10 protein-coding genes and 1 riboswitch are annotated in these 12,638 nt (G+C 32.6%); of the genes, 8 read left to right on the forward strand and 2 right to left on the reverse strand.

The annotated features are described in order from the left end of the window. Positions 1-12: 12 nt before the first annotated feature. Positions 13-1,041 (reverse strand): DUF4367 domain-containing protein, encoded by a 1,029-nt coding sequence (locus LKE46_RS02485; protein ID WP_291718125.1) that lies wholly within the window; start codon positions 1,039-1,041, stop codon positions 13-15. Then, positions 1,031-1,552, reverse strand: a complete 522-nt coding sequence (locus tag LKE46_RS02490) for a sigma-70 family RNA polymerase sigma factor (RefSeq protein WP_291718128.1) — start codon at positions 1,550-1,552, stop codon at positions 1,031-1,033. The genes LKE46_RS02485 and LKE46_RS02490 overlap by 11 nt, the downstream gene beginning before the upstream one ends. 206 nt (positions 1,553-1,758) lie before the next feature. Beyond that, a riboswitch (cyclic di-GMP riboswitch) is annotated at positions 1,759-1,842 on the forward strand. A gap of 76 nt (positions 1,843-1,918) precedes the next feature. On the opposite strand from LKE46_RS02490, the gene LKE46_RS02495 reads away from it, so the two are divergent. From LKE46_RS02495 to LKE46_RS02530, 8 genes are all read left to right on the forward strand, one after another. Continuing rightward, positions 1,919-3,688 (forward strand): methyl-accepting chemotaxis protein, encoded by a 1,770-nt coding sequence (locus LKE46_RS02495; protein WP_291718130.1) that lies wholly within the window; start codon positions 1,919-1,921, stop codon positions 3,686-3,688. Between the two features lie 463 nt (positions 3,689-4,151). Then, positions 4,152-4,784: a class I SAM-dependent methyltransferase gene (locus tag LKE46_RS02500; protein ID WP_291718131.1), complete on the forward strand. Its 633-nt coding sequence runs from the start codon at positions 4,152-4,154 to the stop codon at positions 4,782-4,784. A 1-nt stretch (position 4,785) separates the two neighbouring features. Next, on the forward strand, positions 4,786-5,928 hold the full coding sequence (locus LKE46_RS02505; RefSeq protein ID WP_291718133.1) for a bifunctional cystathionine gamma-lyase/homocysteine desulfhydrase: 1,143 nt from the start codon (positions 4,786-4,788) through the stop codon (positions 5,926-5,928). 21 nt (positions 5,929-5,949) lie between these two features. Next, the gene (gene cysK / locus LKE46_RS02510) at positions 5,950-6,870 is read left to right on the forward strand and encodes a cysteine synthase A (RefSeq protein ID WP_291718135.1); all 921 of its coding nucleotides are present in this window, start codon (positions 5,950-5,952) and stop codon (positions 6,868-6,870) included. Between the two features lie 82 nt (positions 6,871-6,952). Further along, positions 6,953-8,242 (forward strand): glycoside hydrolase family 18 protein, encoded by a 1,290-nt coding sequence (locus LKE46_RS02515; protein WP_291718137.1) that lies wholly within the window; start codon positions 6,953-6,955, stop codon positions 8,240-8,242. A 318-nt stretch (positions 8,243-8,560) separates the two neighbouring features. Next, positions 8,561-11,512: a sigma 54-interacting transcriptional regulator gene (locus LKE46_RS02520; RefSeq protein WP_291718140.1), complete on the forward strand. Its 2,952-nt coding sequence runs from the start codon at positions 8,561-8,563 to the stop codon at positions 11,510-11,512. Positions 11,513-11,697: 185 nt separating this feature from the next. Further along, the gene (locus LKE46_RS02525; RefSeq protein WP_291718142.1) at positions 11,698-12,174 is read left to right on the forward strand and encodes a PTS sugar transporter subunit IIA; all 477 of its coding nucleotides are present in this window, start codon (positions 11,698-11,700) and stop codon (positions 12,172-12,174) included. Positions 12,175-12,246: 72 nt separating this feature from the next. Then, on the forward strand, positions 12,247-12,540 hold the full coding sequence (locus LKE46_RS02530; RefSeq protein WP_291718144.1) for a PTS sugar transporter subunit IIB: 294 nt from the start codon (positions 12,247-12,249) through the stop codon (positions 12,538-12,540). Positions 12,541-12,638: the final 98 nt, after the last annotated feature.

Here is a 12,638-nt window from a genome sequence, read left to right on the forward strand (position 1 = left end):
TACAATCCCAAACTAGTCCATGGATTCCATTATGCTGACTAAAGTTTCTTTTGAAATATTTCCCTGAATTACGTATTGTATATTGTTCTTATTCAATGCCACTCTTAATTCACTGCAATTTTCAACCCAGGAGGAATAGGCTTGAGCACCATTTATATATAATTTTTCACCAACATTATTGTTAAAATTGATATTCCTGTCCTGCAGTATAGTAAAGTGCTGATCTTTGTAGGCATAATTCATTTTTACAAATTTTTCATTGTCATTATCAGGTATATTTATATTTACAAGCTTGAATCCATCAGGTATATGAGATGGTTTAGCAACCTTATGACCAAAGCTGTTCTCAACAGAATTCATATTCATAAGGTGAGGAGAAACTGATGAAATGGAAGCAGAAGTGTTTTTCTGTACGTTATTGTTCTCTTCAGAAGTATTCTTTTCAAGAGAAGCCTGATTGGAAGAAACATCTCCATCCGCTTGTTTTTTGCCTTCAGAATCAGTAGATACAATCTCAGATTGAATATCCTTCGGTGCTATCTTATTTTCTGTTTTGTCTTTTGCAGAAGGAACGTTATTTACTGGATTCAATATATCATTAATTTTTGTGTCTGCACTTGATTTGTCATTTATATCAGTAGTATGTTTAGTATCTTTTAAGTCTTTAGATGCTTTATCAGCATTTTGCGTATTCTCTTTATTATTATAAGCATACTTGTCATCCTTTAAAGCAGTATTATTCAAAGACGGATTGATAATTGAATTCTTTATTAAATTCCCCAGGTTTTCCAGTTGCCTTTCTGTGGCAGATATATTCAAACTGTATTTTTTATCTATTTTATCAGGAAAAAGATAGCTATAGCCTGTAGTGGCAAAAGCCATAAATGCAGCACATATACCGGCAACATAAGCAGGTCGTATTCTCATTTTGTTTTGCTTTTTACATCTACTTAAAGTTTCTTGTTTTAGTTCATCTGTCATATGTATATCTTTCAAAGATGAATTAACTATATCTCTAAAAAATTTTATATTATCCTTCATATTCAATAGTACCACCTATATTATATTTTAATAAATCCCTTGCCCTGTAAAGTCTACTTCTCACAGTTCCCTCCGGTATTTTTAAAGTCTGGCTTATCTCTGGTGTAGATAATTCATTATAATAATATAAAAGTATAACTTCCTTATATTTCTTAGGTAAATCCATAACCTTTTTTAACAAATCCTCATATTCTATATTTTTAATTGCCTTACTATCTATATCAATGGAATTTTCTCTTATATTCAGCACTCCGTATTCTGGGTCCTGAAATCTCAGCACCCGTTTAATCCATGAACTTCTGAGGACATCCCTGCAGGTATTTATGGTTATAGCCAGTATCCAGGTTTTTTCACTACTTTGTCCATTAAATTTGTGAAAGTTTTTGTAGACTTTTATAAATACTTCCTGAAATACATCTTCGGCTAAGTGCCTATCCTTGAGATATACGAAGGCTGTTCGGAGTACATCATTACCATAGGAATTCATCAATCTTTCCAATTCGTTGTCCAAGTTATTCTCCTTTCCATATATTAGACGAAATATATTGACGTTCTGCTTCTTGTTATCTCCATAAACTTAGTTATATTATAATACATTTTTATTGCTTTAGGAAACTAAGTGATAATATTAAAATATTATGAATTTTTATTTGACTTTCATAAGCTTATATAGTAAACTTTTACATGACAGTCAAAACAATTTTGTAAATGTTTACTACATGAGTTGGAAACTATGATGAATTCCCTTAATTTGGGCACCTAGGGAGTTAGGAGTTAGTGGTGCAACCTGCCAACAATTAAATTAAATTTAATTGTTGGTTTTTTGTATTTTAAAATGCTAAGTTAAATCAAATTGACATAAAAAGGGGGAAATTAAATGAACAAAAATGGTGATTTACATGCTGACAGCCTTAAGAAAAGCTTTTTTAAATCATATCTGATTTTTTTTGCACTGATAGTCTTTTCAATTATTGTTATATCTGCAATAGCATTTTTTAGTTCCAAAAGTGCCCTCACAAAGTTAGGAGAAACAGCTCTCAACAATAAGGTACAGATGGGACTGGCTATGATGGAGAGCCTGGAAAATCAGGTTGATGCCGGTAAAATCAGCAGAAATGATGCACAGGAACTTTTTAGAACAAAGATGCTGAATGCAAAAGGCAAGGATGGTAAGACAAGAAATTTGAACTCAAAATTGGAAATGAATGTACAGGCATACATGTATGCCATTGATAAAAACGGGAAGGAAATGATGCACCCTTTTAAAGAAGGTGAAAATATTTCAAATATTAAGGATGGAAGTGGTAACAGCGTTGTAAAACTAATAATTGATGAAGGAAATAATCCTAAAAACAATGGTATAATACATTTTCAATGGAAAAACCCGGGAGAAAAATCTACAAGAGCAAAAATGGATGCCGTAGCTTATTTTCAGCCCTGGGGCTGGTATGTAAATGTAGGATGTTATGAATCGGATTTTTATAAGCCCGTTTATAAAATATTAAGGTTTATAATTATAGTTTCATTGGTTTTGATGGCTGCTTCCATGTTTTTTATAATGAGTATTATGAAGAAAAAAATAGAACCATTACAAAATATAGTACAATCCATGGAATGGGTATCTAAAGGAAACATGCAGGTTAAGGTGGATGTAAAAAACAGTGATGAAATGGGGTATATAGGAAATATATTTAATAGGATGACTCTAAATATCAGAGATATACTTGTGAAAATAAAGCAGATAACTGAAGTGCTGGATCATAAAGTTGAAGCTATAAATTCATCTTCAGATATTGCATCCCAAAATTCAAATAATGTAAAAGAGGCAATGGATCAAATATCTTCTGCTATAAATAATTCTGCTAAGGATATGCAGGAAAGTTTTAATAGTATTAAATTTTTATCAGAAAATATAGATGAAGTTAGAAATAGTAGTGTTGCTATGAAAGATGAGGCAGCATCTGCCACAAGCTTGAATTCAAGAATTGTAGAGGTACTTGCCGACCTGGAAGATAAAAGTTCACAGAGCATAGCTTCATCAAAGGATATAAATGATAAAATTGAGAAACTGCTTGGCAAGTCAAATGAAATATCCGGTATAGTAAATGTTATAGAAAATATATCAAATGAAATAAATTTATTGTCTTTAAATGCATCAATAGAATCAGCAAGGGCAGGAGAAGCCGGCAGAGGCTTTTCAGTAGTGTCCGAGCAGATTAAAAAATTGTCAAACGATACGTCGGACTCTGTTAGTAAAATACGCAGTCTTATTGACGATCTTATTTCTACAATAAATACCTCAGCAGATAGTGTGAAGGAATCCGGAACTGTTGCCGAATCTCAGATAGCGACTATAAATGAGACGAAAAATACTTTAAATAAAGTGTCATCTTTTATACAAAAAATACCTGAAATAATTAAGAAGAATGTGGATAAAATAGATGATGTTCACAAAAATGCGGATGTTGTAACCTCATCTATGGATTTGGTAGTTTCTGCAACTGAAGAAATATCCGCATCTTCTGAAGAAATAAATGCATCGACTTCAGAAGTAAGCCAGAATGTTGGGCATATAAGAAATCTTTCTGATGAATTGAGGGATTTTTCAAATGAATTGAACTCGAAGTTGTCCCATTTTAAATTGTAGTAACATTTTTTGATGATTATGTATAATATAAAATAAACGTAAGAAAGTAAAATTTATACTTGATTAAATTTTATATATGTAGTATTATAAATTTGATTTAAGTGAGATAATAATGAATTGCAATGATGAGAAGAGTAAATTATTATTTGCCTATTAGAGAGGATTTCCCATGGATGGAAGGAAATCTTAGTCAATAATGATTGAAGTGCATCTTTGAGCTCTGAATTGAAGCCTAGTAGACTTCAGCGTGTATGCCCGTTAGAGCATTGAGGTATGATTGTACCAAAAAAAGAGTTGTCTTATTTTAATGGATTTATTTCCTTTATTTGAGATAAACAGAGTGGAACCGCGGAAGTAATCTTCTGCCTCTGAATTGAGGCAGAAGATTTTTTACTTTTTGGAATCCGAAATCCCGAAAGTAAAATTAGAATTTATTATAAAAGTATTTATGGGAGGAATAATTATGAATTCTGTAGGATATTTTGATTCAATTGCAGATAAGTGGAATGTAATAAGAGAGGAGTATTTTGAAGATAAATTAAAGTATATAGCACTTTCGCAATTTGATATAAAAGATAAGATCTGTGCAGATCTAGGGTGCGGAACAGGTTTTATATCTCAGGCACTCTCTATAGATGCAAAGCTGGTATTTTCTATCGATAATTCAAGAAACATGTTGAGGCAGCTTCATAATGAGACTCTGGAAAAAGGTATTAAAAATATATATCCTATAAAAGGAAGCATATCGGATTTGCCTCTCTTTGATGAATCAATTGATGCTGTTTTTATAAATATGGCACTGCATCATGTAGTAGATGCAGAGAAGGCCGTAAGGGAAATGTACAGAGTACTCAAAAAAGATGGAGTATTTGTAATATGTGATGTTGAAGAACACAATGGGGAATGGGCAAGAACTGAAATGCATGATGAGTGGTTGGGATTCTCTCATTCACTTATAAGAGGATGGGCAGAAAAAGCTGGATTTTCAGATGTGCAGGTAAAGAGTACAGGACTCAAATGCAAAGGATATTCAAGTAAAGGTGAGTGCACAGAACCAGGAATATTTATGGCAAGAGGCATACGAAAGGAGAAATAAAATGAATATTGAATCTTTATTAATACACGGTGGAATAGATGGGGATAAAAATACTGGTGCAGTTAGTGTGCCTATATATCAAACCTCAACGTACAAGCAAAAGGGATTAGGTGAAAACGAAGGGTATGAGTATTCAAGAACTGGGAATCCAACTAGAGAAGCTGTTGAAAAACTTATAGCCGATATTGAAAATGGACATGCAGGATTTGCTTTTTCTTCCGGCATGGCCGCCATATCGGCGGTATTGATGTTATTTAAAAGTGGAGACAAAATAATTATATCTGACAACGTCTATGGTGGAACTTACAGGGTACTGGACAAGATATTTAAAAATTTTAATCTGGAATTCGAACTTGTAGATACAAGTAATATCGAGGCTGTTGAGAACAGCATTACAGAAGATGTCAAGGCAATTTATATCGAGACACCGACCAATCCTCTCATGACAATAACAGATATAAAAAAGATATCGGAACTTGCAAAGAAAAAAAATATATTGACAATTGTAGATAATACTTTTATGACACCATATCTTCAAAGGCCCATAGAACTTGGGGCGGATATAGTAATTCACAGTGCAACTAAATATCTTGGAGGGCACAGTGATCTAGTTGCTGGACTTGCTGTAGTGAATAGTCAGGAACTGGCGGAAAGACTCCACTTTATACAGAATTCTACAGGTGGAATATTAAACCCTTTTGACAGCTGGCTTTTAATAAGGGGTATAAAGACATTATCGGTCAGAATGGACAGACATGAACAAAATGCAGAATATATATCTGAGCTGTTGAGCAAGAATCCATCTATTGAAAAGATATATTACCCTGGACTTGAAAATCATATAGGTCATGGTATTCAGAAAGTTCAGGCCAGTGGATATGGAGCAATAATTTCATTTGTGCTGAAGAATGATGTGAATATAAACACATTTTTTAAGAGCTTGAAATTGATAACCTTTGGTGAGAGTCTCGGGGGAGTTGAATCCTTGGTATGTCATCCTGCCACAATGACACATGCAGCCATACCTTCTGAAATAAGGCAAAAAGTTGGAATCGTGGATAATCTAGTTAGATTATCAGTTGGGATAGAAAGCAAAGAAGATCTTATAAAAGATTTAAATAATGCAATAGAAGTATCGAAATAAACATTTTGGAGGTATATTTTAATGAATTTCTACAATGATATAAAGGAAATGATAGGGAATACTCCTGTATTAAAAATAAATAGATTTAAACTTAAAGATGGTGTAAATATATTTGCAAAACTTGAGAACTTCAATCCGGGAGGTAGTGTAAAGGACAGAATAGGAAGTTATATGATAGAACAGGCAGAAAAAAGGGGAAAATTGAAAAAAGGATCTTCTATAATAGAAGCTACGGCGGGAAATACAGGGCTTGGAATTGCACTTGGTGCACTCAATAAAGGTTATAGGGTAATTTTTGTGGTTCCTGAAAAGTTTTCAATTGAAAAACAGGTTCTCATGAAGGCTCTTGGGGCAGAAATAATCCATACACCGGAAGAAAAGGGAATGAGAGGTGCTATAGAAAAATCCAGGGAACTGCTGGAGAAAATACCGGATTCCATTTCTCTTGGACAATTTGAAAATAAAGATAATCCTGAGGCACATTATATTTTTACGGGACCTGAGATATACAGACAGCTGGATGGTAAAATAGATTATTTTTTGGCTGGAGCAGGAAGCGGAGGAACTTTTACAGGAGTAGTAAAATATTTAAAAGAAAAAAATAAAAATACAAAGGCAATTCTTGCAGATCCAAAAGGCTCAAAACTAGGTGGCGGCGAAGAAGAAAAATACAGTATAGAAGGAATAGGAAATGATTTTATACCGGATACCATGGATATGAATCTTGTGGATGATGTAATAAAAGTAACTGACGATGAAGCTTTTACCACGGTTAGAGAGCTGGCAAAAAAAGAGGGGATTATTGTAGGATCTTCTTCTGGAGCAGCACTGGCGGCAGCATTAAAGCTGGCCAAAAATATAGATAAGGGAAATATAGTTACCATATTTCCGGATAGAGGGGACAGGTATTTCAGCAAAAATTTGTACCTTTCTGCAGTATAAAAGGGATATTAATTTCATTGAACACAAAGATCCACTTGTGAATATATTGGTTAATGGTAGTAAATAAAAAGGGGTTGCCATTTTGAATATATATGTGGTGGTAAGGGGAGATTCCATATGGTCTATAGCACAAAAATTTGGAGTAAGTGCTCAAAGTATAATAGCGGCAAATGATTTAAACCCTTCTCAAAGCCTGGTCATAGGTCAGACACTTGTAATTCCAGGCAGGGAAATGACATATACTGTGAGGGAAGGAGATTCACTCTGGAGTATAGCCGATAGGTTTGGAATTTCTCTACAGAATATAATATTGACCAACAATATTTTAAATCCGGAAGAGATCTATCCGGGAATGACACTTACAATTCCAGCACAAGCTAGAAATTATGGATTTATAGAAACAAACGCCTTTATACAGCCTGCGAATCCTGAAAGAGATAGTAATTTAGTAAGTGGTGTTGCAAGGTATTTAACTTATTTGACTGCTTTTAGCCATCATGTTACCAGCAGCGGGGGAATTACTCCTTTAAATGATGATGCAGCAATAAGTGCAGGAATGGATTTTAGAACTGCACCGCTTTTATCCGTAACCAATATATCAGGGGATAATTTTGATACGGATCTGATACACAACATATTGAATAATCAGTCTCTCCAAGATAATTTAATTGACAATATAGTTTCTGCACTTCAGGCTAAATCATATTCGGGGATTATTATAGATTTTGAAAGAATTCCACCAGAGGACAGGGAGAAGTACAATGATTTTCTGAGACAGCTGGTGGCAAGGCTTCATCCCATGGGATATGTTGTGGGAACAGCACTTGCACCTAAAACCTATGATATAACCACAGGTTCATGGCATGGAGCTCATGATTATAGGGCACATGGTGAAATAGTAGATTTTGTAGTCATAATGACTTACGAATGGGGGTGGTCAGGAGGGCCACCTATGGCAGTAGCACCACTTAATGAAGTAAGAAAAGTGATTGACTATGCAGTAAGTGTAATACCACGTAATAAAATATTCATGGGAGTTCCTCTTTATGGTTATGATTGGACGCTGCCTTATATACCGGGGGGAGAATTTGCAGAAGTTATTGGAAATCAGGAGGCAATAGATAGAGCAAGAAGATTTGGAGCGGAGATAAAATATGATGAAACATCAAAGTCTCCATATTACAATTATATAGATGAAGAGAGAAGAGAACATGTGGTGTGGTTTGAAGATGCAAGAAGTGTTTCTGAAAAGTACAAACTTGCCAGTGAATATGGATTGAGGGGAGTAAGTTACTGGGCTCTTGGACGACCATTTCCCCAAAATTGGCAAGTGCTTGACAATATGTTCTTTATAGAGAAGGTTATCAATTAGAGTATTAAAAAAACTTATTTTTTAATGACACGGTATTGTCACAATATGGGTTTATTATTAAATATACTAAGAGAAAACTTAGTGAGTTTCCCTATACACAAAATAAGTGCAGGAGCAAAAAGCCTGCACTTATTTTGTGTTGATTTGCTTTATAGAGCATTATACATAAAATATCACAGAACATTATATAGCAGGGCACGATAAATTGTGATATTTTATGATAAGAATAAGTTATTGTATGCTTTAAGAAGTACAATTGAAAGGGAATCCTAATTAGGTACAAAATTTGCTGATTAAAAAACTTAGAGGTGATTTTAAATGATCGATAAACTTATTTCTATAATACAGGATGAGGATAAAAAAAATCCTTTCACTGATGAACAGATTTCAAAAATGCTTGGAATATCGAGAGAAAAGGTTAATGAACTAAGACAGCAGTCAAATATACCAAGTTATTTAGAAAGGAGAGATGAAGTCTTATTAAAAGCCATAAATTCAATAGTATCTGTAGATAAAGACATCTCCTACAGAAAATTATGTGTGAAATTAAACAATCAGGGGTTTAAAATATCTACATTTGGATTAAATAAATATAGAGATTATATTGAAAATATAAAGGGTAATATGACAAATCACAACAAAAAAACAAAAAAATATATAAACAAAAAAGCAAACGGTTGTTTTAATAATATTATAGGTAATAATGGCAGCTTGAATCATGTAATAAAACTTGCAGAAGCAGCCGTTATGTATCCTAAAAACGGACTGCATACTTTAATAGTTGGCAATACAGGGGTAGGTAAAAGTCAATTAGTTGAACAGATGAATTTTTTTGCTAGAAAGATCAGAAAAAAAGATATACCTTTTGTAGTGTTCAATTGTGCCGATTATGGTGATAATCCACAATTGCTTGTATCACAGCTATTTGGATATAAAAAAGGAAGCTTTACAGGAGCAGATTCTGATAAAGAGGGACTCATAGAGAAGGCAGATGGGGGTATGCTGTTTTTAGATGAAATACATAGATTGCCACCAAAAGGACAGGAAATACTTTTTAGAGTTATAGATAAGGGTGAATTTAATAGACTAGGTGAGACAGATGTAATAAGAAAAGTAAATGTGATGATAATAGGAGCAACAACTGAAAATATAGAATCAAATTTGTTAAATACATTTAGGAGAAGAATTCCGGTTCTCGTAGAAATACCTAATTTAGAAGAAAGACCTGTAATCGAAAGGATGCAACTTATAAACAAATTTTTCAGACTTGAGGCTCAAAGAATAAATAAGGAGATGCTTGTATCCGGAGAAATTATAAGGAGTCTTCTATTTTATAGATGTCCGGGCAATATAGGACAATTGAAATCAGATATACAGGTTATATGTGCGAGATCGTTTCTAAATTTTATAGCTAATAACTATGATAAAGTAAATGTTTTGATAGATGATCTTCCATCACACATAAAAAAGCAGATATCATATATATATGAGAAATCAATAGACTTCAATATGGTGAATATAAAAGATATGAATATCTGTGATGATGATAACATAATAGATGATGATGAAAATAGTATATTTAAGTACAATATATATGATTTTATTGAAAAAAGAATAGAGGAACTTAAAAGTGATGGAAAATCCATGGAAGATGTTAGAAATATACTATCGGAAGATCTTGAAGAAAAGGTTGGGAATTATGCTAACGACATAGTCAATAGATATTCTGGTATGTCCAAGCAATTGCTGGAAGATATAGTTGGAAAGGAGACGATAGACATAGTAGATGATATAAAAAAAGTGCTGCTGCCTGAAATGGAAAATTTTGACTCATCAATTTATAATGTATTGTGTCTTCATATAAGCTCTGCAATAGAAAGATTGAGAACGGGAAAAAATATAGTAAATCCCAGACTACATACCATAAAAGTAAAATATGGCAGGGAATTTAAAATGGCACTGAAGGTAATAAAAATGATAAATATGAAATTAAAAATGAATTTCCCGGAGGATGAGGCTGGATTTATAGCCTTATATTTAAATAAATTTCTGAATAAAGAGGAAGGTACAAGTGAAAGTAAAGTTGGGGTTATTGTAGTTACACATGGAGAGGTATCAAAAGCTATGCTTGAAATTTCCAGGTCCATAATAGGAATAGAACATGGAGAAGCTATAACTATGTCCCTTGATGAAAAGCCTGAGGATGTATATATTGAGGCAAGAAATATGGTAAAGAGAATAAATACAGGTAAGGGTGTATTGCTTTTGGTAGATATGGGTTCACTAATAACTTTTGGAGACATTATAACCAAAGAACTTGGAATACCAACAAGAATAATTTCACGAGTAGATACTTTAATGGTACTGGAGGCTCTTAGAAAATCGGTTCAGAGTACGGCTACTTTAGATTCGGTGTTTAATTCATTATTGGATCTGGAAAAAATACTTCCAAGAAGTTTTAGAAACAATAATGTTACAGATGTTAATATAAAAGAAAAAGTTATAATTACTACATGTGTTACCGGAATAGGAACTGCAATAAAAATAAAGGAAATGATATTACATAAGCTTAAAGAAATAGGCTGTCAAGATTTAGAAATAATTCCTTTAGGACTTATTGAGGAAAATGGAAGCCTATTGGAGAAGATAAAAAATATAAGAGTAAGAAAAGAAGTTATAGCAGTAGTAGGAACTGTAAATCCGGAAATTCCAGATATTTTTTTCGTATCACTTGAAGAGTTCTTAAAAGGTGAAAAAATGGAATTGTTTATTAATTTAATCAACAATAAAAAAGCTCCCGCAAATTCAGAAATTCGGTTAAAAGATATGTTTCATGCAAGTATTGTGAGAGTTTTTCATTCTATGAGTTCGAAGGAAGAAATTATAAGTATAATGACGAGATTAATGGAAAAGGCAGGATTTGTATCACGTGATTTTTATGAAAATATACTTGACAGGGAGGATCTTGGAAGTTCATGTATAGGGGATGGTGTGGCGATACCGCATGGAAGTTATGATAAAAGTATAATTAACCCAGCAATAGGAGTGGCTATAATTAAAAATCCAATGGAATGGGATGAAGAAAATAATGTAAGTGTTTTGTTCATATTGGCTTTGACTACTGCTCATAAAAAATTATTCTTGGAACTATATAAAGTAATAAAAAATAGTGATTTGATAGTTAAAATAAGAGACATGGATGATAGAAAGTTAATCACCAACACAATATTAGAATATATAAAGCAAAATTATATTATACAGAGTATGTAACAGAATATAGAAATTTAGTAGTATTAATTAAAATACATGAGTGCTATAGATAGTAATATTTCCTATGTAAACGTATTGAAATAGCGGCTTTGAGCTAGTCCGTATGGTTTGGCAAGCTAATTGCTTTATAAAATAATGAAAACGTTAATAAGACTTCGGGTAGCTTTGGAGAGGAGAATATAACCATGATAGAAAATATAAAAGAATATCTAAGAAAGGATTTAATAATAAATAAATTAGAAGCTAAAACCAATGAGAATGTATTTAAAGCAGCTTTTGATTTGTTGTATTCTAAGAATTTTGTAAAAGATTCATTTCTAAATGGATTAGTTAAAAGAGAAAAGGTATTTCCTACAGGACTTAGAGTTGGAAAGTACAATGTAGCTATACCACATACAGATGCGGTACATGTACTGAATCCTGCAATTGCAATGATAACCTTAAAAGATCCAGTTAAATTTAAGTGTATGGATGGAGACGGGGATGTAGATGTAAAAATTGTATTTACTATGGCATTGAATAAACCACATAGTCAAATTCTGATGCTTCAGCAGTTAATGAATTTAATTCAAAACCAAAAAATGATGAAAAGTATACTCGAAAAAGATGATGTAGACAGTATTTACAAAATATTGACAAATATGTCAATTAAAAATAATTAAAAGATATTTAATTCTTGCAGAAATTTTGCAAGAAGTTTAAATAAATATATATTAAGAAAGGATATGAAAATTATGTCAGGTGAAAAAGGAAAACTTGTTTTAGTTGCTTGTGGTACAGGTATAGCTACTTCAACGGTTGTTTGTGAGAGAGTTGAAAAGCTAATTAAGGATAATAAGCTAAACGCAAGAGTTATCCAGTGCAAGATAGCAGAAGTTGCAGGTTATGAAGACCAGGCAGATCTATTGGTCACTACTACCATAGTTCCTAGAAAATATAAGATGCCAGTAATAAAGGGAATGAATTATCTTACAAATATAAATACAGAAAAAATTGATAAACAAATTATTGATATATTAGAAGCATAAAAAGCACATAAGTTATCTTTTCTAACTTTCAGCTAAAACAGAGATAACTTATGCGTAATATTGTTAACAAATTAATTATAGCATATTCAATGGATTAA

Origin of the sequence: Clostridium sp., from assembly GCF_022482905.1 — a bacterium.
In the GTDB taxonomy this organism is placed as follows: Bacteria; Bacillota; Clostridia; order Clostridiales; family Clostridiaceae; genus Clostridium_B.